This is a genomic window from Clostridium sp. OS1-26 (assembly GCF_030915445.1).
Lineage (GTDB): Bacteria > Bacillota > Clostridia > Clostridiales > Clostridiaceae > Clostridium_AM.
This window is the reverse complement of the sequence record NZ_CP133264.1, coordinates 2,128,933-2,150,813: the sequence shown is the minus strand read 5'-3', so window position 1 is coordinate 2,150,813 and position 21,881 is coordinate 2,128,933. Positions and strand designations below refer to the sequence as shown.

General features: G+C 31.2%; 24 protein-coding genes and 2 pseudogenes. 6 read left to right on the top strand and 20 right to left on the bottom strand.

Annotated features, from left to right (window positions below; translation table 11 throughout):
- Positions 1-2: 2 nt before the first annotated feature.
- The 16 genes and pseudogenes from RCG18_RS10580 to RCG18_RS10505 form a co-directional block, all read right to left on the bottom strand.
- Positions 3-983 carry an FAD:protein FMN transferase gene (locus RCG18_RS10580; protein ID WP_308041257.1) on the bottom strand — a complete coding sequence of 327 codons (981 nt, stop codon included), beginning with the start codon at positions 981-983 and terminating at the stop codon, positions 3-5.
- A 375-nt stretch (positions 984-1,358) separates the two neighbouring features.
- Positions 1,359-1,775 carry a DUF523 domain-containing protein gene (locus tag RCG18_RS10575; RefSeq protein ID WP_308041256.1) on the bottom strand — a complete coding sequence of 139 codons (417 nt, stop codon included), beginning with the start codon at positions 1,773-1,775 and terminating at the stop codon, positions 1,359-1,361.
- Between the two features lie 57 nt (positions 1,776-1,832).
- Positions 1,833-1,973 carry a hypothetical protein gene (locus RCG18_RS10570; protein ID WP_308041255.1) on the bottom strand — a complete coding sequence of 47 codons (141 nt, stop codon included), beginning with the start codon at positions 1,971-1,973 and terminating at the stop codon, positions 1,833-1,835.
- 33 nt (positions 1,974-2,006) lie between these two features.
- Positions 2,007-2,453, bottom strand: a complete 447-nt coding sequence (locus RCG18_RS10565; RefSeq protein WP_308041254.1) for a GNAT family N-acetyltransferase — start codon at positions 2,451-2,453, stop codon at positions 2,007-2,009.
- Between the two features lie 57 nt (positions 2,454-2,510).
- Positions 2,511-2,825 (bottom strand): hypothetical protein, encoded by a 315-nt coding sequence (locus tag RCG18_RS10560; RefSeq protein ID WP_308041253.1) that lies wholly within the window; start codon positions 2,823-2,825, stop codon positions 2,511-2,513.
- Positions 2,794-3,498, bottom strand: a complete 705-nt coding sequence (locus tag RCG18_RS10555; protein ID WP_308041252.1) for a transglutaminase-like domain-containing protein — start codon at positions 3,496-3,498, stop codon at positions 2,794-2,796. Before RCG18_RS10555 ends, RCG18_RS10560 begins: the two co-directional genes overlap by 32 nt.
- Before the next feature lie 46 nt (positions 3,499-3,544).
- Entirely contained in the window at positions 3,545-4,288 is a 744-nt protein-coding gene (locus RCG18_RS10550) for a helix-turn-helix domain-containing protein (protein WP_308041251.1), read from the bottom strand.
- 7 nt (positions 4,289-4,295) lie between these two features.
- The gene (locus tag RCG18_RS10545; protein WP_308041250.1) at positions 4,296-4,454 is read right to left on the bottom strand and encodes a hypothetical protein; all 159 of its coding nucleotides are present in this window, start codon (positions 4,452-4,454) and stop codon (positions 4,296-4,298) included.
- Positions 4,455-5,190: 736 nt separating this feature from the next.
- Entirely contained in the window at positions 5,191-5,757 is a 567-nt protein-coding gene (locus RCG18_RS10540; RefSeq protein WP_308041249.1) for a GNAT family N-acetyltransferase, read from the bottom strand.
- A 391-nt stretch (positions 5,758-6,148) separates the two neighbouring features.
- The gene (locus RCG18_RS10535; RefSeq protein ID WP_308041248.1) at positions 6,149-6,406 is read right to left on the bottom strand and encodes a CD3324 family protein; all 258 of its coding nucleotides are present in this window, start codon (positions 6,404-6,406) and stop codon (positions 6,149-6,151) included.
- Between the two features lie 89 nt (positions 6,407-6,495).
- Entirely contained in the window at positions 6,496-6,678 is a 183-nt protein-coding gene (locus tag RCG18_RS10530) for a hypothetical protein (RefSeq protein ID WP_308041247.1), read from the bottom strand.
- Between the two features lie 179 nt (positions 6,679-6,857).
- Positions 6,858-7,439: a hypothetical protein gene (locus RCG18_RS10525; protein WP_308041246.1), complete on the bottom strand. Its 582-nt coding sequence runs from the start codon at positions 7,437-7,439 to the stop codon at positions 6,858-6,860.
- A 228-nt stretch (positions 7,440-7,667) separates the two neighbouring features.
- Positions 7,668-8,222, bottom strand: a complete 555-nt coding sequence (locus RCG18_RS10520; protein ID WP_308041245.1) for a Type 1 glutamine amidotransferase-like domain-containing protein — start codon at positions 8,220-8,222, stop codon at positions 7,668-7,670.
- A 563-nt stretch (positions 8,223-8,785) separates the two neighbouring features.
- On the bottom strand, positions 8,786-9,001 hold the full coding sequence (locus tag RCG18_RS10515) for a hypothetical protein (RefSeq protein WP_308041244.1): 216 nt from the start codon (positions 8,999-9,001) through the stop codon (positions 8,786-8,788).
- A gap of 269 nt (positions 9,002-9,270) precedes the next feature.
- Positions 9,271-10,172: pseudogene (locus RCG18_RS10510) on the bottom strand (DMT family transporter).
- A 307-nt stretch (positions 10,173-10,479) separates the two neighbouring features.
- Complete coding sequence (locus tag RCG18_RS10505) at positions 10,480-10,881, bottom strand: RrF2 family transcriptional regulator (RefSeq protein WP_308041243.1); 402 nt, start codon at positions 10,879-10,881, stop codon at positions 10,480-10,482.
- Between the two features lie 280 nt (positions 10,882-11,161).
- On the opposite strand from RCG18_RS10505, the gene RCG18_RS10500 reads away from it, so the two are divergent.
- Together RCG18_RS10500 and RCG18_RS10495 are read left to right on the top strand one after the other, a co-directional pair.
- Positions 11,162-11,848: a response regulator transcription factor gene (locus RCG18_RS10500; protein WP_308041242.1), complete on the top strand. Its 687-nt coding sequence runs from the start codon at positions 11,162-11,164 to the stop codon at positions 11,846-11,848.
- A complete protein-coding gene (locus RCG18_RS10495) occupies positions 11,848-13,392 on the top strand; it encodes a HAMP domain-containing sensor histidine kinase (protein WP_308041241.1) in 1,545 nt (514 codons plus the stop codon). The genes RCG18_RS10500 and RCG18_RS10495 overlap by 1 nt, the downstream gene beginning before the upstream one ends.
- Positions 13,393-13,470: 78 nt before the next feature.
- Here the strand turns inward: RCG18_RS10495 and RCG18_RS10490 are convergent, their stop codons facing one another.
- On the bottom strand, positions 13,471-14,160 hold the full coding sequence (locus RCG18_RS10490) for a cyclic nucleotide-binding domain-containing protein (protein ID WP_308041240.1): 690 nt from the start codon (positions 14,158-14,160) through the stop codon (positions 13,471-13,473).
- Between the two features lie 94 nt (positions 14,161-14,254).
- On the opposite strand from RCG18_RS10490, the gene RCG18_RS10485 reads away from it, so the two are divergent.
- The 4 genes and pseudogenes from RCG18_RS10485 (at position 14,255) to RCG18_RS10470 (ending at position 16,628) form a co-directional block, all read left to right on the top strand.
- Complete coding sequence (locus RCG18_RS10485; protein ID WP_308041239.1) at positions 14,255-14,677, top strand: DMT family transporter; 423 nt, start codon at positions 14,255-14,257, stop codon at positions 14,675-14,677.
- A gap of 90 nt (positions 14,678-14,767) precedes the next feature.
- A complete protein-coding gene (locus RCG18_RS10480) occupies positions 14,768-15,232 on the top strand; it encodes a DMT family transporter (RefSeq protein WP_308041238.1) in 465 nt (154 codons plus the stop codon).
- A 90-nt stretch (positions 15,233-15,322) separates the two neighbouring features.
- Positions 15,323-16,013 (top strand): annotated as a pseudogene (locus RCG18_RS10475) (YjjG family noncanonical pyrimidine nucleotidase).
- A gap of 186 nt (positions 16,014-16,199) precedes the next feature.
- A complete protein-coding gene (locus RCG18_RS10470; protein ID WP_308041237.1) occupies positions 16,200-16,628 on the top strand; it encodes a MarR family transcriptional regulator in 429 nt (142 codons plus the stop codon).
- Positions 16,629-16,702: 74 nt separating this feature from the next.
- Here RCG18_RS10470 and RCG18_RS10465 read toward each other — a convergent pair whose 3' ends face one another.
- The 3 genes from RCG18_RS10465 to RCG18_RS10455 all read right to left on the bottom strand — a co-directional run bounded on the left by RCG18_RS10465 (position 16,703) and on the right by RCG18_RS10455 (position 21,566).
- The gene (locus tag RCG18_RS10465) at positions 16,703-17,143 is read right to left on the bottom strand and encodes a MarR family transcriptional regulator (RefSeq protein ID WP_308041236.1); all 441 of its coding nucleotides are present in this window, start codon (positions 17,141-17,143) and stop codon (positions 16,703-16,705) included.
- A 105-nt stretch (positions 17,144-17,248) separates the two neighbouring features.
- Entirely contained in the window at positions 17,249-18,499 is a 1,251-nt protein-coding gene (locus RCG18_RS10460) for an efflux RND transporter periplasmic adaptor subunit (protein WP_308041235.1), read from the bottom strand.
- The gene (locus tag RCG18_RS10455; RefSeq protein WP_308041234.1) at positions 18,489-21,566 is read right to left on the bottom strand and encodes an efflux RND transporter permease subunit; all 3,078 of its coding nucleotides are present in this window, start codon (positions 21,564-21,566) and stop codon (positions 18,489-18,491) included. The genes RCG18_RS10460 and RCG18_RS10455 overlap by 11 nt, the downstream gene beginning before the upstream one ends.
- Positions 21,567-21,881: the final 315 nt, after the last annotated feature.

The following is a 21,881-nucleotide window of genomic DNA, read 5'->3' as shown; positions in this document are numbered from 1 at the left end:
TATTAATCTTCTATTTTAAAATCCAAGTTTGTTAGAATAAAGTTTTCTTTAATACCTGAACTAACGTGTATTTTTTTATCATCTGTTATGATAATAGCATCTACACCTTCCATAGAATCCACTAATTTCATTCCCTCTTCAACTCCCATGACATAAATACAAGTACATAATGCATCTGCATCAAGAGACGAGTCTGAAACAATAGTTGCACTTATTACTCCATTGTTACAAGGGTAGCCTGTTCTAGGGTCGATAATGTGATGATACTTTTTATTATCCTTAATAAAATATCTTTCATAATCCCCCGAAGTAACAATAGACTTATCTACAATACTTAAAACTCCAACAAATTCATCTCTTATACCTAGTGGATTCTGTATACCAATCCTCCAAGGCATATCAGCACCAGCGTTAACCCCCATTGCGTATATGTTCCCACCGAGGTCAATCATTGCGCTTTCAACCCCATTTTTAATTAATATTTCTTTAACCTTATCTGCTGCAAAGCCTTTAACTATAGCTCCACCATCAATGCGTTGTTGTTTATGTGCTAATTTTATTGAGTTTTTTTCATCATTTAAAATGATATCTCTATAATTAACAAGTTGAAGTTTTTCTTTAATGCTCTCTTCTTTTGGAACTTGCGAGTTATTTCTTCCTATATTCCACAACTCAACAACAGGTCTAATTGTAGGATTAAAAGCCCCATTTGACATTTGTGCATATTGCATAGATTTTTTTATTACATAATAGGTGTCATCACTTACAGCCACCGCCGATTCACCAGCATGATTATTTATTAAAGAAAACTCACTTGTACCTTTAAACACAGACATTTTATTATCAATATCCAAAAGCTTTTTCATAGCTTCAATTATCGCTATATCAGCTTTTTCTCCATACGCTTTAAGTATGTTTGTAGTTCCTAATATATAAAACTCGTTACTTACTATCAAGTCTTTATTTCCGATTTTTCCACTCATATTATTCTCCTTAAAGTTATCATTTTTGTACTTTATATTGTAAAGTACAAAAATGATAACTTGCTGAGAATTAGCTGAGATGTTGCTTAGAAAATAGCAAACAAAATGTTAATAACATAATAAGAAACACTAATATATATCCAAGACATGATATAAATACATATTTAGAATGGTATTATAAAAACCTCACAATTCATGATTTTAAATCCTTGAATATGTGAGGTCTTTTTTTATTTGGCTCTGTTTAATTAGTGTCGAAATTAATAAGCAAGGTCATTCAGCATTCTAAATAATTAAGTTATGTCGGATTTTAAGAAAGATACGACATAACTTAATCTAAAATTATGTTATATCAACTCTACAAATTGGAATTTATCAAACATCTTCTGAATCAATTACTTTATAGCCCTTCTCAATCAATGCTTTAGCAAATATTCCATTGCCTTTAATTAATTTTCCATTAAAACTTCCATCATATATTTTATTAACTCCACAAGTAGGACTTCTTGACTGTAGAATTGCTAAATCAATATTTTCATCTTTTATCTTCTCCAATGCTAATTCAACACCTTTTTCATATTCTCTATGAACATTTCTACCATTACATTCAGTAACACATCCATCTACTATTTCAGCAGAGGCCCTTGGAATACTCATTCCTACTAACATTTCAGGACAAATTTCAATTATTTCTTTATCCTTTAGAAATTCTACAACTTTGGGATTTAAATTGTTCCCACCATTATATTTACAGTTACATCCTGTAATGCATGCACTAACCAATACTTTCATCTTTATCACCTTTCCAGATTACTAATTTAACTTTTCTGTATATTAATAATTGAAATTCTAATCTATGACATTATAAAATGTACTTTGTAAGTTTTCTTCTCCTAATTTATCCATTTTAGCTTCTATATCTTTATTTTTAAATAATATTTTACGCTCATCTTTTAAATATTTAGCATGTGCATACCAATCCCTTGTCAATATAGCATATACTTTTAATTGCTTTGTTGAGGCTTATTTGGCAAGAAAAATCGTTCTATCAAACTTTTTGAATCCATTTTTAATATAAAATTTTTCTGATGGAAAACCCTTAGTAGTTGTTAATATTATAGTATTTATGTTCTGCTTTTTAATGTCTGATTCGATAAGTTGTAGAAACTTACTACCTACCCCTTGTCCTTGGAATTTTTCACTTATGCAAAATTGATCAATGAAATATTCCATTCCTCTTAAACACGGCGTTTTTGCGCCTATGCTTAATCCAGCAAGTTCATCTCCTATCTTTATAATGTAACCGATAAAATAATTGCTATTTATGTAATTCTCAAAGAACTTTACAACTTGTTCTCTTGACTCATATACATCATTCCATGGTTCTTTTGAGAAAGTGTTAATAAATAAATCAACACACTTATCGACCATGTTATATTTCAACGGATATAGCTTAACTTCTAACGCCATATGTATTAACCTCCATTAAATGTAAATTTTTCTATGATTCAGTATTTCATAGCATTTTTAAATAAACAGTTTTGAAGCAATGCTCAATAATTTCTCTTTTTTTACTACCAACGTGCCTTGAATGTTCAAAAAAGATATCGTCAAGACAAGTTGTTCCTTGGCGGCAGGGTATCTTTCTAAAAAAGCTCCTAAATGCCGTTTTGAAGATTGAATCAGATTATCCTTTAGTAATGATTGGACTAATTTGCCGTTTTCTTTTGCCCTTTTGTCATTGCTTAATTTCCTTGATATATATAAAACCTTACAGCAAAACAAACGTTTTCTGTCTCCTGCTTTCTCATTATCTTGCTGCCTCTCTAATCTTTGATACATTTTGATTCATAAGTTTACGCCCAATATGCTGATAAAACCATTTTTTCAGCGACGATAGTTCCTGACTGTGCTTGCTAAAGAATTCATCCGGCGAATCAAATACGCCAAAATCTAGATTGATGCCTTCTTTTTGTATATATGTATCATTTTTATTCCAATCAATTTGAGGATTTTTGAAATTATCAGTTGCTACACCATATCCGCAAAAGCTTCCTTTACATTCAGAAAACTTATCTTGAAGTTTACTCAGATATGAAGCATCAAGAATGAACCCCTCTAAATTGAACCAATTTCCATCAAATAAAATTTCCACCCAGCTATGCACAACATTTTGTGGAGCAATCTTATACATTAAGCCTGTCATAGCTCCCTCCTGCAGTTCTTTGTTGATTGTGAAGCCGTGAATTCGACATGGTATATCAACGGCTCGAAGTAAAGCCATAAACAAAGTGCCTTTAGTATTACATTGTCCATAGCCGTCTTTTAGAACCCTGCTCGCAGGTAATGTATCATCAATATTATAGCCGAATTTTATTTCATCTCTGACAAAGTTATATATTTCAAGAACTTTTTGAAATTCATCTTTTTCTTTCCACTTTCTGTTCTCCACCAACTGCTGTATCTCATTGCAATTATAATCCAACATATGTGTTGTCTGTAAATACTTTTTCATAATATGACCTCCTGCTTTTTAGTATAGTCATATTATAGCAATTCATTTATAGAATTACTTTCAAAAATCTGCTTTCCTTCATAATTCCCCTTGCTGACATTCCAGTCACTTTTTTACTAGTAAATGCCAAATGTGCAGCGGAATCAAATCCTGCCGCTATTGCTGCAGCTGTAATACTTTCTCCGCCAAGTATCTCTTCATACGCTCTTAGCAACTTGTGAAGAACAATATAACTTTTCAGTGGAATGCCGGTTTCTTCTTTGAAAAGATGAGATAGTCTACTTTCAGATATAGCCATTTCTTTTGCTATTTGTTTCACCTGATGCTTTTCCTCTTCGCAAGCGCAGGTGTCTATCTTTCTTAATATTATCTCAGTTCTTTCATCATATCCTTTGAGGTTATCATTTTTAAAACAATAGACAACATTTCTTATAATCTCTGAATAGTGGGTGTTTTCACCCATACTAACAGCGCTTGTAAGCTGCTTTTGCAATTCGACTGCTATGTCTTCGCATAAAATATAATAGGGTTTTTCATTTAAATAATGTTCTCGCATTGTTCTTCCTAATTGAGTAGTTGGATTGATTAGCATCGTAAAGTGAATTAGGTTTCCAGAATAAAACATATGCTTTGCATTCATATTAACAACAATGGCGCGACAATGTATTTTTTGATCATTTACATCAATCTCCAAATTCTCACCATTACCAACAAACAATTGCATCATCCAATGCTTATGCACATCTGCTTTAACCATATTAGTTACAGCACCAAAATTTCGTCCCCACATAAAAATGTCATTTATATTCCTCACCTCCTGCAATACATATTATATAAATAATCTCTTCATAAGAGTTATTACATTCCCTTTTGTTATAGCCTTTGCAAATTATATTATCAGCTACCACCTTATGCATTTTACTTAATTCGGGACATACAACTCCTATTTTTTTCAATAGTTCAATATTGCCAGCTCTTTTATATTATCTGGTATAGTATTCCATGATTTCACCTTACATCACAATATCGTAAAACATAAAAGGACATTTCCTCCGTGTTAATCCATCTTGAATATTTCATGTGTTTTATATCTATGTACATCATCCAAACCTCGTTGTATTTCAAGTTAGTTTCCCCCTTCTGTATAATCAAGATTTATTATACAGAAAGTGTTGTTAATTTAAAATCACCACACTGTTCTTCTAATAAATTTTCCCAAATCATGAAGCAATGCCGCAGCAGCTGTTACGTTTCTATAATATTTATTTTTGTTATTCAAAATTTCACCACTTTCTTTCAAGCTATATATATCTATATTTTGAATATAAAGGTGCATATTATATGTATTAGCTTATACAAAAGTAAAAAAGTAAATTGGAATATTTAATATATTTTTATACTTTATTTATATAAAGCATCAAACTATTCTTATACTGAATTCGTTAACTTTTGCAGATTTAATATTGGTTAATTGCCCCTTTAAACCTGTACTTGATTCTGTATATGCAAAATTTTTCAACATAACTTTATCAAGGAAACCTTTAAGGATAGATAGATACCCTTCCCCTAAGTAAGAGAGCTTAGAATTCCCTAATACAATATAATTAAGACTATTTTAAATTCAAGCTTCTATTAATCTTTCTATAACACTATGTTAAATAATATTCTTTATATAAATTGGAATTTGTGCAACTATTCGCAAGGAGATATATTATTCAACCATTGCGCCTTGGTGATACAGGTAATAATTTCCGTTCTTACATCACCCATCAAAGGCCAAGGCTTCTCATGATTGGTACGGTGGTACTTAAATCCACATTTCTCTTGAGCACGAATCGATTTCTCATTTCCCTCAAAGTACCCGCACCAAAGTGTCTTAAGCCCAAGGTCTTCAAAACAATAGTGCATCAATTCTCTAATCGCCTCTGGTATAAGCCCTTTCCCCCAGTAAGGAACACCAATCCAATATGCGATTTCTCCTTCGTCCGGTCCGATGCCGAAATCGCTTGCTCCTCCTATTAAAAGTCCGATACATCCAACAGGTTCTTCCTGCCCTTTTGGAACAATTGCGTAGATCCCTTCGTTAGAAAACACCTCCCTGATGGTTTCTCTGCTATTCTCAATGCTGGTATGAACCGGCCACCCAGCTATTGGACCAACTTTAGGATCGCTGGCATACTTATATAGGGCAGGTGCATCTTCAATTCTCCATGGTCTCAATAGGAGACGTTCTGTTTCTAATTCCATTTTAATTTTCATTTCAATCCTCCTAAAAATTCTTATTTTCCTGTTTCATCTATCTATGCAGTACATAAGTACAGTAAGAGATAAATTTCAATATAATAGCTAAGCATTATTTTATCTAATAACCGACATCAACACACCTCAATTCATGTAATTTTAACTATTCTAAAAACTTTTTCTTATTTTCCAAATCTCCACTACACAATACTTCAAGGTAGCAGAATATATTTTTACATTCCAATCACAAACATATTGATCTTAGCATTTAATAGTGTTTTAAAGTTATTTAAGATTATGCTTTTATTTTACAATTTAAAATGCTATAATCATGCCCTTAAGAATAGCTATAATTGTTTTTTCCTATCTAAAAAAGATATCCTACCAAAATGGTAAAATATCTCTAAATTTATTTATTTACTATTTTTCTTACTGAATCATATGATAAACAATAAACCTTAGCAATATTGCTTATTGTTGCTCCACTTTTATATTGATTGATTATTTCGCTATTACGTTTTCTATAGTATTCTCTTGAACCACTAAGTTGTCCCCATTTTTGCCTCTCACCTAATGCAGGAATATATAATAGTTCTCCATCTACATAATTCAAAATTTCCTTCAATAATTCCTTTGGAAGCACATCTGCTGCATTAATATATTTCATATTCATACTCCTTTACTTAATTAATTAAATAAAGTGCAGAATCAGCAGCTAATGCAACTTTTTATCCCACGCAGTTTGTTGCATTTCTACTATTCTGCATGGGTATAAACACTATCAAAATTATTTCCAAATTTCAGATTTATAAACATACCTACCACCTCCAAAATTTCTGAATTAATAAATATGAGTATATCATAGCTTGTATCTATGTCAATGCTTAATATTTCAAGTACTTCTTTTAATTTTGGCTCTCCATAGATACGCTTCACCATATCATATGCTAAAATTTTTTCACATTTAGCTATTTTTCTATCTCCATCTTACCTTCGCATTATTAGCTTAATTGGTACCACCACGGCACGTCCAATTATATAGATAATAGGAAGCTGATAAATTAAATTTATACTACCTTTTACTGAACATAGATCAGGAATCAGTATCCATGCTCTAATCAGTTCCCCCTATCAAGAGTACTAATCCGCAATTCATAAAAATACTGTACAATTGGGTGCTTCAACTTCATTTTCTCGGCCATGTTTAAAAGTCGCTTTTTTCCCACTCGTCTGTCCACCAAGGCCAGAATATTCAATAATATATCATTACTCTCTAGACTTTCCTCTATAGAAATAGTTAAAAATCTATTTGCTACAACATTAAAATTTGATTTGCTTAATGCTGACTGTGCGGATAGCATTTCCTTTGCATATTCTGATATTTTTCTATTTCTTGCAATTACTTTTAACCGATCCTCTGGGACTGCCCCATTTGTATCTCTTCTGACCGTTTCAATTTCCTCACTATTGATAGGAATTTGAATATCCGAATCATTCTTTATTTCCTGCTCTGTCTGATACCATCTGATTAAGGTGCTTGTATCACTCATATTGAATATGTTCTTTTTATCTACTTTAATATAGCATTGCCCCGCTTTATCAGATAAATATCGGTAGCTAGTAGCACTATATTCTACCCTGCCATATAATGCAGGGCAAAGAAAACTCTCTAGACTTTGCTTCATTTTGCTCCAAGCCATGAATCCCTCCTATGAATTAACATCCTAAATTAATTTACAATTTGACCACTCTACCATTAAAGTATTAACTTCTGATTATTAGTCTAATTAGCATACATCACATATGTCCAATTTTACGTACAATTATAAGTTACACCAAGCCTTCTTAATTTCACTACCTACAACAAGCTATATCTTAATTAATTGCCCTTTTAACAGAAAATAGGGAAATTACGAATTTTTGATTTTTTACTCAATTATAGCAATATCATTATCTGTAATTATTATGGCTTGATTGTCCGTTAATTTAATATTAGGACAATCACTTGTATTTAAATATCCACATTCTATACCTTCTTCTGCGTGAACATTGAGCGTACAATTGATATAACCTAAATTGTTAGGTAAATTTTGTGATAAAACAACACTACCTGCACTTACTCCTACATATACCCCACCGTTGTGTAAAAATTTTTTCAATGGAATATTAAAATTAGTTTCGTTCATTTTGTTCAATAAATGTTGTGTAGTTCCACCGCAAACGTATATCACATTAAAATTACAAATTTCATCACAACTCATAATTCTATCTAAATCATATGTAACTATGTTATCTTCTAAAATACCAGTATCTAAAAGGTCATTTTTACACACTGGAATCCACACCTTTGCATCCTCTGTTATTGCAGCAGTTGGAATAAAAATAACTCTAATTTTATCATTAGGCATATTTACTAATTCTAAAAACTTTTCTTTAATGTTTTTATTAGCAAATCCAGTAGATGTTAATATCAAATTTTGCATATTTAACCCTCCTAATTTTTTATAGTAAAAATGTGTCACTATAAATTATACAGTTTTCACGTTTTATCTTACTATTACGACACTTTTTGAATCACAATAAATAAGGTATTGAACTTCCTATTTTAGACATAATCTACTTCTCTTAAATTATATTAAAAGCGACAAAATTTTTCTCATTTAATTATACCATATTAAACCATATTAGTATTTTTATTTACAAACAAATTTATATTCCTATAAAATAACACATACACAAACCAGGGTGGACTTGCCTTGTAACCTTGGCTATAAGGACAAGTCACTTTATGACTTATACTTAAAGCCAATAGTTGGAATCATGTCCACTCTTGTGCAGGAGCGGAACTAGCGGAATACTCCAGGGGTTTGGGATGGCACCCATTATATTTTGCTTTGGACAAGCTTATTATGGCTGCACAAAGTTTGATTATAGGATTAAAATGAACTTCTTATTTGAAATGCGACGCAAAAACACCGTAAAATTTAATTTTAAATAATACGATGTTTTTATAACTAGAATGTTAGTATTTGATATAAAATAGTAATTAGTGTTTTTTCTGTAATAATTCTTCTAACTCATTAATGCGTTGATTTATTTCTTCTATCTCTGCTTCATATTTTCTTACTGTACAACTAGATAAATGAATACCTTTCTGACCTAGTACAAGTCTTCTTTCTTCTTCTATATCCTCAAGATATTCTTTAAGTTTTGCAAGTTTTTTTTCCAATTCAGGAACACTCATTTTTTCGAAATCACCCATTATGATTTACACTCCTTTAAAATTTAGTATTATTAATCGCTTGCTGAATACCTCAAGCGTTAATTTATAATTAAATTATATTTTATATCAACAACACCACTTATTTCTTTCACTTGTCTACTTTTAGCAAAAAATCTATCCTGACTTTCTACAAAGGCTAATAATGGTAGGAGCTAGAGGTGAAAAGGAAGTTTTATTCATACGATAAAACTTATGCTTTTGTAGTTTTTTGAAATATATTGAATACGCGCCTAATCTGACATAGAAGATTACAAGAACTTAACAAATGTTATTCCAATAATCGTCAATACTATAGCAGCAATTCTTCTACGATCAATTTTTCTTTTTGGTAAATTAAACATTCCAAACTGATCAATTGTTAATGCCATAACCATTTGTCCCAATAGAAAAATCATAGTAGTTAGAACCGATCCAAGTACAGGTAACAAGACAATGTTACCTGTTACAATAAATATGCCAAATATACCTGCCATATATACCCAAACAGGAATACGATTTTTTTGAGTGTCATACAAAGGAAACTCTAAGCGACGTTGAGTAATCAATATCAAAATAAGCAAGATAATCGCGCCAACAAAAAAGAAATAAAAGTAGCTCCTAAAAGAGAGCCCGTTGCAACGCGAAGTTTTCCATTAATAGCGGTTTGCAATGGTGGTAAAAAACCAGCTAAAACACCCAAAATTATCCAACTAATTTTACTATCCTTTTTCACTTCTTCTGACGGCATAGCTAAATCTTTTTTCTTTTTAGGTTGAACCAATGAAATAGCTAAAATCATAATGATAGTCCCTATTGTTCTAGTAATACTAATAGGATTAGCTGGTACACCAAACCATCCAAAGTTATCGATTAGAATTCCTAGAATCATTTGCCCAGTTACAGTTACTATCGTTGTAACTGAAGCACCAAGTTTTGAAAAAAGAATGATATTAGTCACATGAAAGCCAATACCAGCTATTGCTCCACCGATAAAAACATACAATGGATATGAAAAATCAATCCCAACACTGATTCCTCTAGGATCTACTATTAAATTTATAATGAGTAGTATCACCGTTCCTAAAGAAAATGCGATGAATGAAGCTGTTAAAGGTGTTTTTGAATAAGAGCTTAAACGAGCACTTATAGATGCCTGAATAGGGAAAAACATTCCTATAATTATTCCCATAATTAAATAAAGTGTAATTTGCATAAATTTACCTCCGTTTACTTTTTAATTGTAATGATTAGGATTAAAATTATTTTCTAAAATAACAATCAAGAATCAGTCTTTCAATTCCACCTATCACAATAGAGACAGATGAATAGACTTTTTCTATAATACTGTTTTATATTTAGAATTGATGGAAAATATTTAGCCCAATTAAATTTGATAATTATCCATATCAATTTAAAACTATGATTGAAAGACTTAAAAGACTCTTTATATCTCTAATTTATTTAAAAATAAGAGTGGATTATAAATCCACAGGTATTTTCTTAACAAGATCTGATATTCTCTGATTCTTTAACTCTTCCTCCATTTTTTTCTCTGCCGAAAGCATTATTTTTTTTATAACACATTCTGAAGGAGAATCTAAACAGCAATCAAATAAAGATGATTTACCTTCAATAGCATGTATGATGTCCAAGAATGAAATATCTTCGCAATTTTGACTAAGCGAATAACCTCCGTTGGCACCTGAAGAAGAGTTAATCATTCCTTCCTTAACCAACTTAGTCAATATTTTGGACAAGTACGTTGCAGATATTTTTTGTTTTTCTGCTAACTCTTGTACACCAACAAGCTTATTTGGCGTGTCCATTGCAAGAAAAAGCATCGTGTGAAGAGCATAATTTGTAGCTCTTGAAAATTTCATAATGTTTGAATCATCTTCAATTAAGGACTTAATGTATCCATAATAACCTTAATCGTATCATTTTGTCAAATAGTTTTTTTATTTGTCTTATATAACTAGTGTCAATTTAAAATAAATTTGCGCCTTTGGAAGTTTAAATGAATCCTCTTTTAAAAGCTTTGAATATAAAAATTCTTGTTGATTTTCAACATCTCTTTATGTTTTAATTGTTTGTAATTAAAACAATTAAAATAAATAAGTATATCGAAGTATATAATAGATATAAAAAGGAGATAGTTTTATGGCCTCATTAATTGAGAAACAAATTAATATTCTTATTGTTGATGATGAAGAAAGTATAGTTGAATTTATTAAAATGGGATTAGAAGCAGAAGGATTTACTGTGCATACTGCATTTGATGGAAATGAAGCTATTTCTCTTGCAAGAGAATTAAACCCACACATAGTTATACTAGATATTATGCTGCCAGGAATTAACGGCTATGAGGTGTGCTCCGAGATAAAAAGATCTATAAAGACATCAATTATTATGCTTACAGCCCGAGATGACATAGATGATCGTGTAAAGGGCTTAAACTTAGGTGCAGATGATTATATGGTAAAACCTTTTAGTTTCAAGGAATTATTAGCTCGAATCAATGCTAGATTACGTAATAGTTTTCCTGACCTAACTACCATTATTAATGTTGGAGGCTTTAATATAGATGATGGTGCTCATGAGATCTCTTTTCAAGGAAAACATTTAGAGCTTACCCCTACCGAGTATAACCTACTCAAATATTTGCTGATTAATAATGGATTAGTTTTAAGCAAGTCTACAATTCTTGAAAAGGTTTGGGGCTTCGATTTTAATGGTGATGTTAATATCGTTGAGGTATATATAAGATATTTACGGGATAAAATTAGAGATAAAGACCATAATATTATCCGCACTGTACGTGGAGTTGGCTATAAGGTGGTAGTATAATGAAAAAACAAATCTTCCCGAACACTAGGAGTCTGCAATGGAAGCTATTATCTCGATTTTTTTTAATATTAATGCTTTTATTAGTAATAATGGAAACATATCAATATATGACTTTAAAACAGTATTTATATAATAGTAAGGAGCAGGTATTAGACGCTCGCTTTCATAATGTTGAAATACCTAACTTACAACAAATACAAACACCAGAAGCTGTTGTGAAAAATGCGCCTGACATCATAGAAAAGATGATTGATGTCAATATGAGTGTAGCAATTATAGATAGGCATGGAAATCGTATAGCAGGCACTACTAAAGTGGAAAATTTGAAGAAACATGGTGGTGTCGGAGCTCATGAAAATACAGGGGAAATTGGAGTTCCTGCTCCTCTTCCTATTCCTCTCCCTCTGCCTATCCCTCAGTTATCTCAAAATGATTATATGAAACTACTTCATCAGCATGGAACATTAGAGGGATATAGATTGGTTAGAGATGAAAATAAAAATTTGCAAATAGTTGCTTGGCGTAAAATTGGAGACCTTAATTCACCCTCAGGCTTAATTCAAATTAGTATTTCAGCAAAACCTGTACAAGACATACTTTTCCGTCAAATATATATATTTATTGGAGCTTCAATTTTAGTATTAATTGTAGGTATTATTGTTGGCGGAACTGTTTTTAAGTATACCCTAAAGCCGCTGCATAATGTCACTAATACGGTTGCTAAGATTGATGTGGAACAATTAAATATGCGGTTACCGTTAGAAACTGGCCAGCTAGAAATTGATAGATTATCAACAGCCTTTAATACCATGCTTGGACGAATAGAAACTTCTTTTGAAAAAGAACAATATATTAAAGAAAAAATGAGGCAATTTATTTCTGATGCTTCTCATGAATTAAGAACACCTCTTACTTCAATTCATGGCTTTGTAGAAGTCTTGCTACGTGGTGCTGCCAAAAACGAAAAGCAGCTAAACTTAGCACTAAATAGTATTTTGATTGAGAGTGAGCGTCTCACTAAGTTAGTTAATGATTTATTATTTTTAGTTAAATTAGAAAAAAAAGTTCCTATTGAAATGGATGTAGAAGATATTGAAAATATTATTGAAGAAGTTTATCCTCAACTTCAAATACTTGCCTCTGATAGAAAGATTGATTTACAGTTAGAAAACAATTTATTAGTCAATGCTAATAGAAATCAGATAAAACAAGTGATTCTTAACTTGGTGCAAAATGCTGTACATCATACTGATGAAAAAAGTGGAGTCATTATCATTAGTACAAATTCTATAAAAATTAATTCAGATAACTTTACAGTTCTAAAGATAGAGGATAACGGAACGGGTATCCCTAAGGAACATCTAAATGAAATATTTGATAGATTTTTCAGAAGCGAAGCTCACAGGTCTCGTAAGTATGGAGGTTATGGATTAGGCCTTTCCATAGTTAAATCTATAATAGATGCCCATAACGGGAGAATTGAAGTAAATAGTGAATTGGGAAAAGGCACATCCTTTACTATATACTTAACTCAAATAAGTTAATATAAACTTGTAATATAAAAAAGCATGTGATACTTATATAACATTTTGTTATAAACCACATGCTTTGCTATATTTCTACTACAGGGATTTTATATATACGTTTTTAGATAGTTCTCGAAGTCGACCCTCGTCTAATATGTATATTATTTTATCCTTGCATTTTATAATTGACTTTGATTCAAGCTCTTTAAAAGTTCTATTTAAGTGCCTATAGGTTGTTCCTAAGAATTGAGCTATTTCTAGGAATGATGAATTTAAAACTATGTAGTTTTTATCTGTTATATGCTCAACTAAATAGCTAGATAATCTATTTATAAGCGGATATACGAAGTTGTATGAACTATTATTAATAGTTGCATAAAGTTTTTCGCTTAAAGAGTCTATTAAATGGTGTAAAAACTTTATATTATCTAAATATTTTTTTCTAAGTATATCTGAAGGTAATGCTATTAAATAACTATCTTCTACAGCATCAATGTTGCAGAGTATAGGAATGTTCTTTAAAAGCTCCAAGTCTCCTATAGTATTAAAATCTTTATAGAACTTTAAAAGCATTGATTTACCGTTTTCAAAAAGGTATGAAATTTTGATTTTCCCATCTACAAGCAAATAGTAGTACTCAAGATTAGACTCTGCTTCTAATATATATTCCTCTTTTTCATAAAAATGAAGTTGTGCATGCCTTAATATATCTTTATCAAGTATATTTCCTATATTATGCTTAACAATATAATGGTTTAAAAGATTATTGTCTGAAATTTTCTTCATAAATCCTCCTTCACATGACATATGTCATGTGCAAACTTATATAAATATTATATTTTATTTATATAGCATTGTAAATCTTAGGAGGAATTAATATATGTATAAAAATTTAGCTCTCATAAATGGTGTTATACTTGCCATAATGGTTTTTTTTAACGGAATGTTAGCCAGTATAACTGGGCCTTATATGAGCACGTTAATATATCACGTACTAGGATTATTATTGATCACATTTATATCAATAATGAAGAAAAATAGGCTTTCAAATTTAAAAGAAATACCACTTATATTTTTAATGCCAGGCATACTAAGTGTTATAACTATACTTTTAAACAATATATCTATACCTAAAATAGGTGTAACACTTGCTGTAGGAGTAGGGTTGTTTGGACAACTAGTAATGTCTAGTTTTGTAGAACATTGGGGATTGTTTGGGATGCCGGCCAATAAGATAAAGAAAGAAAAAATGTTAGGGCTTTCAATAATTTCACTTGGAATAATATTTATGATTGCTATGTAAGGAGATTAAAGTCTTAAATGGACTTTAACGGGTAAACTAGCCCATGGGAATCGCCTAGCCTACCCAGTTTCCCGAATGAAAGGAGAAAAAATGTTGTATATATTCTTATCATTTCTAACTGGAATAACAATAGTTATAAATATGATGTTAAATGGAAAGCTTGCTCAAAATGAAGGTATGATAAATGGGGTTTTTATAAACTATTTAATGGCTACCATATCTTCTATTATGCTGTGTGCTTTTATGATGAGATCTATACCGTCTTATTCATCTATGGTGGCTGTTCCCCTACCGTATTTTTTAGGAGGTATTATAGGAGTTTTAACAACTTATTTGTTTAACATTATAGTTCCTAAAGTACCAGCAGTATATGTAGTTATACTCCGCTTTATAGGTCAAATGCTTACAAGTGCAATTATAGATTATATATACTTAGGTATTTTTTCTAAAGGTAAGATGATTGGAGGGGTACTATTTCTTATAGGACTTATAATAAATGCAAAAGTTGATGCTAGGTATTCACAAGAAAAGCTTAAATTAAGTGAGAATGTTTAAGAGCGTTGAATTATTCAACAGTCTAAGATTTTTTCCTAAAAAGTATGTATGTTATAATTAGGAAAGTTAACTATATTGGGAGGAATTATTATGAAATACGAGATTATAATATTTGATGCAGATGAGACTTTATTTGATTTTAAGAAATCTGAAAGAGATGCGTTTAAAAATGCTATACTTGAATTCGATATCGAATATGATGAAAATCATCATTTAAAAATATATCAAGGTATAAATACAGCTATATGGAAAGAATTTGAGGAAGGACTTATTACTCAAGAAAAATTAAAGGTTGAAAGATTTAAAAGATTATCAGATAGCTTAAATGCTGGCTTTGATGAGGTAGAATTTGCAAAATCATATATGAAGCATTTAGCTAATGCTTCCTTTTTATATGATGATAGTATAGACCTTGTAGAAAGCCTTCATAAAGATTATAGGCTTACTTATAGTTACTAATGGCCTTAAGGAAGTTCAGGATAAGAGAATAAGAAAATCTATTATAGCAAAATATTTTGAGGATGTAGTAGTATCTGAGGAGGTTGATGTGGCAAAGCCAGATCCTAAAATATTTGAACATGCCTTAAACAATATAAAGCATACTGACAAAAGCAAGGTGCTGATAGTAGGAGATAGTTTAACCTCTGATATACAAGGCGGAATAAATTCTGGCATAGATACCTGCTGGTTTAATCCTAATAAAATTGTAAATAAGACTGAAATAAAACCTACTTATGAGATTTCTAATTTGATGGAGCTTAAGGATATACTTGAAAAATAGATATAAATTTTAAAAGCATGCGGCTTTAATAATATTCTAATTATAAGCTGCATGCTTTTCTGTACTATTTTAATAGCATAACTTCAAGAATCAGATAAATATATTAGAAAATAATTTGACTTTTTATCCACTTCATTATATTATTCAAAGTAAATGATACTATGTACCCAAAAGGGGGAAATACCTATGACAAGTAAAGATGATTACGTTTCTCGTGCACAAAATGCATTATGGAATACTACTATAAAAATTGCTGATAGCCTTAGGGATCTATCAGAGTTCGGTGTAACTGAAGCTCAATTTCATGTATTAGAGTTACTTTATAGAAAAGGATCATGCAAGGTTACATATTTAGCTGAAATAATGGGAGTTAAACCAAGTGCTATCACTACAATGATTGATAGATTAGCTAACAACGGATTAGTATATCGCCGCCATGATGATAATGATCGAAGAGCTGTACTGGTAGATATAACTAATGAAGGGCAAGAATTAATAGATAGATTTGATAAAAAATGTCGTGAAACATTAAGAAAATATCTAACTCATTTAGAACCTAATGAGTTAGAATCTTTAGCTTCCATTTATGAAAAACTAGGCAACATTGATATATAAGATTATAGATACATAGTTGTAAGATAACTGTTATACCAATTTATTATTTTACAGTTATTAAAAAATGTATACTCTTATTCAAGTTGCCTTAATATGCTTTCCATAATCTCTATCGAATTTAACAATTTTACAAGATCTCCCCTTGATAGCGCTATTAGCTTATGACTCAAATTTTCCTTAAACATTTCTAATAAGCTTCTAAGATACTCCTTACCTTCTTCAGTAAGATCAATATTTATTATCCGTCTATCCTCTTTGCCATAAACCCTATAAACAAGACCTTTCTTTACTAAATTATCTATAATAATTGTCATTTGAGGTTTAGAAACATAAACCTTCTTACATATTTCCGAAATAGATAGTATTCCTTCATCATCGAGGATTCCTAGCACAACTAATTGATTTACAGGTAGTATTTTATTAGCTTGCATATCAAGTCTTATAATTTTTTTAGTCATTATTGGAATAAAAGTAAGTAGTTTTTCGGCTAACATATCCACAGGGTTCTTGCACATATGCTTTCCTCCTAAAGTTTTAGTTTAAAATGCGCTGATTCTTCAAAAGTAGGACCAACGCATTTTATTAAAAAACATCATATCTTTATTTTAATAATTGAAAGGTTATTTAATTACGTTAATCTTATCTCCATTACTTAATAGATTCTGTCCCTCGATAATTACATCTATGCCTTCTTTTATGTTCCCAGCTACCTCTGTAACCTTGTTATTAGAAATACCAATGTTAATAGATACTTTTTTAACCTTCCCGTTATCAGCTACATAAAGATAGTTCACGTTATTCTCCATCTTAATTGCCTCATTTGGAACCGTTAAAATATTATCCTTACTTTCAGCTGGTAAAGATACTTTAGCAAACATACCAGCTTTTAACTCATCATTTGAGTTATCAATTTTTACTTTTACAAGATAAGAATTGTCTTTGGAATTAGAATTTGGGCTAATTTTATCTATTACTCCAGATACTTTTTTATCCCCTAATGCATTTATACTTACTTGTACTGATTGCCCAATTTGAATCTTTCCAATAATTTTATCTGGCACATTTATGTCTGCTACAAAGCTACTTGAATCAATTATGGTAACTGACCCAGATTGACCACTAGCAAGTTGGCCTACTTTAACATCCTTAGCAGACACTACTCCAGAAATAGGTGAGGTAACAGTAGCATTATTTAATTGAACTTGTGCAGCATTTACTCCTGCCTGTGCTTGAGATACCTGAGCTGCTGCAGCTTTTGTAGATTGTGGCCCTATTTTCCCTTGTAAAAGATTTAAATTTTCCTCAGCCGTATTTAAATCTACGGAAGCTGAATCATATTGTGCTTTCATATCATCTAACTCTTTTTTAGATATAGCTCCTGCTGCATATAGCTTCTGAAGTTTTTCATAATTATCTTTTATGTTATTATATTGAATTCTTATTTTACTTACTGCTTGCTCAGCTTGAGATATTTGTTGTGCTAGCCCCGAATCACTTGTTCTCTCTAGGTTAGCGTTTGATGCATCTAAAGCTGCTTGTTGAGCCTGCAGCTGCGCTTGTAACTCCGCTGTGTCCAGTGTAAATAATGTTTGTCCTGCTGTAACCTTATCTCCTATATCTACATTTACGCCAGCGACTTTTCCACCTAACTTAGGAAAAATTTGTATCTCCTGTACAGGACTTAATTTACTAGCATATTCTACTTCAGTAGATATTGAACCAACAGCTACTTTTTCCACTTTTACATTTTTAACTTCTTGCTTTCCCTCTACTTTTTTGTTTTTGCCAAAAATAGAAGCACAGCCAATGACAATAAGTATTAAGACTACACCGATTATTAAGTTCTTTTTATTTAAAACGTTAACCTTCATACTGCGTAACCCCCTTGGCATTTCTTTTTTTCTTAAATACAAATCTAGTTAGGTCATCCATCAACGTATAAACTACAGGTATTACTATTGGCGAAAGTATAGTTGATGCTACCATACCACCAATTATTACTATAGCCATACTTTGTTTCATTTCACTTCCTTCACCCATAGATAATGCAACAGGAAGCATTGAAACTATCATCGTTGCACTTGTCATAATTATAGGCCTTAATCTAGTGACACCAGACTCAATAAGGGCATCTTTTAAATTCATTCCTCTTTTCATTAATGTATTTGTATAGTCTATTAATAAAGTACCATTTTTAGATGATAATCCTTCAAGCATTATTAAGCCAATCATTGACATTAGGTTTAAAGTTTGTCCTGTTAATGCTAGTAAACCAAAGGCACCTATTAAAGCACAAGGCAGAGATACCATTCTTATAGCTGGAGTTAAGAAGGATTCATAAAGTATTACTAGGATCATATAAACAAGACATAATGAAGCTCCTAAGGCTAATCCAAGAGAATTAAAGGATTCTGCCATATTCTTTTGAGTCCCACCATAGCTTATGCTATAGCCTGTAGGTAAAGATAGAGATTTTAATTTAGATTTTATATCATTAGTTACTTCTCCAAGAACTCTACCTTGTAGATTTGCTCCTATAGTGACAACATCCTGTTTATCTTCTCTAGATAGTGATGGTTGACTGTCTGCTTTTACAACTGTGGCAACTTGGCTTAACGGTATCTGTTGCCCGGATTGATTTGAAATTTTCATAGCTTTAATATCTTCAGCACTTCTTATCTGACCATCCATAAACTTAAGTGTTATATCATTTTCTTCATTATTTGCCCTATACACTCCCGTTTTAGTGCCTGCTAAAGCAGTTCTGACGGAGCTTCCTATATCAGATGTAGCAATACCATATTGCGCAGCTGCTAGACTATCTATGTTTACTCTTAGTTCACTGCTTTTTATATTAGAAGAGTTGCTTACATCAATGACCCCTGGAACTGTTCTTACTACCTTCTCAACTTCTTTTGATAAAGCTTCTAAGGTCTCATAGTTATCTCCTTTAATACTAATAGAAACAGGTTTACTGCTTCCACCGCCAGATTGAGATTCTGTTACAGTAAAATCCACTCCAGTCATCTTTTTACCAAAGTCACGAACTTGTGCTGCAAGCTGAGATTGACTTTTTTTACGTTCATTTTTAGGAACTAAATTAACCATAATTTCGCCTGTAGCCTTATCCGCACTTCCTTGACCGTTTGATCCAACCATTGAAAAGTAACTTTTTACTTCTTTCATATCCTTTAAATATTTTTCAACTTGAGTAATTTTTTCATCTGTTTGCTTTAGCGTCGAACCTGGAGTAAGTGAAAGGTCAATGGTAAAACTGTTCTGGTCAGCTGTAGGTATAAACTCAGATTTTAATATTCCCATTGGAATAAGAGCGACACTAAGTATAATACAGATAATAACAGCGGATAAAACTTTTTTTCTATGTTCTAAAGACCATAGGAGAACGCTTTTATATTTTTCTAGAACTTTGCTAAAAAAGCCATCTTTTTTAACTTCCTTTTCTTTATTTTCTCTCTTTAGTATACGTGATGAAAGCATTGGTGTAATTGTAAATGATACTAAAAGCGAAAATACTGTAGCTACAACTATTGTAAGTCCAAATTCTTTAAATAACTGTCCTATCATACCAGACATAAGAGAAATAGGAGCAAATACAACTATGTCACAAAGACTTATAGCTACAGCAGCCATTCCAACTTCATCACGGCCATCAATTGCTGCAGTTATAGGATTCTTACCCAAACCTAAGTGCCTTTGAATACTTTCTATTACAACGATAGAATCGTCTACCAGTGTACCTACAACTAAAGATAGTCCCATAAGAGACAACATATTAAGCGTAAAGTTAAGTTTATACATCATAAAGAAAGTAGCTATAAGGGATGTAGGTATAGCAACTAAAACAACTAAAGAAGAACGGAAACTACGGAAAAATAAGTAAAGCACAACTGCAGTAGTTATAATTCCTTCTATAAGATTATGTTGTACTTGTTTTAATGAAGAAGTAATAAAGGTAGTAGTATCAAAAGCGATATCAACTTTAATTTCACTTGGAATATTCTTTTTAATTGATTCTAATTCCTTTTTTACACTATTTGCTACTTCTACTACATTTGCATCACTTTGTTTTCCAACAATAACTGCCATAGTTTTATTACCATTAAATCTTATCTGTGTAGTTGCTGTAGGAGCCTCTAAACTTATTTTGGAGATTTCATCTAAACGTACGGCACCACCGTTTGATGTAGGTACTAACATATTTTTAGCATCATCTATGCTGTGAAATTGCCCAATAACCCTGACGGATTGATCTAGATTGTCCTGCTTAATTTCACCAGCAGGTACATTTAGGTTAACTGAGTTTAATTTGCCCATTACAGTATTAATACTTATGCCATAATACTCCATAGCAGTTTTATCAAGCTTTATTGTTAGTTCCTTTTTATCAGCACCCATTAAGTCTATTTTTCCAACGCCAGGTAGTTTCTCTAGTTTCTGTTTTAAAATGTCAGATTCATTATAGAGTTCATCATAGCTGACATTTCCATTTAGAGAAACTGCCAAAACTGGTATAGCATTGGTATCCATCTTAAATATAGTAGGCTTATTAGCATCTTTAGGAAGTTTTGCTGAAGCATTTTCAATTGCTTTTTGAACATCCAGATATGCAGTGTCCAAATTGGCTGTGGATTTAAAGGTTATTGTAACAGTACCATAACCTTCTTTTGCTGAAGAATTAATAGTGTCAAGACCACTTATTCCTGATACTGCATCTTCAATGGGTTTTACTATATCCTTTTTAATGTCTTCAGCACTAGCACCACTATATACTGTGCTTACTGTTATAATGGGATTATTCATAGAAGGTAGTAAGTTTGCACCCATTTTTGTATAACCAAAAACACCAAGTGCAATTAGTAAGATTACTACCATCCACATTGCTGCTGGCCTTCTTACTGATATTTCAGTTATTTTCATCTTTATCCTCCTCACAATAGTGTTTATTCATAATTAAATATTTCGTACAAATTTAATATTAATACATGTTAATATTTAATATATATTAAATATTAACATGTATTAAATTATAGTATCATCTTCTATAGAAATCAATAGCGTTTTTAGCAAATAATACAAAATATTTTTTATTAATTTCTAAAAAATTAAAGCTGAAAGAAAAAATTATTTGATGTATAATTAAGATTGAAAAATAAAAGATGATTACTAAAAATAATATGAATGGAGTGTCTTCTAGATTAGGAGATGAACAGAAGAAAAAATGATTAATTTAAA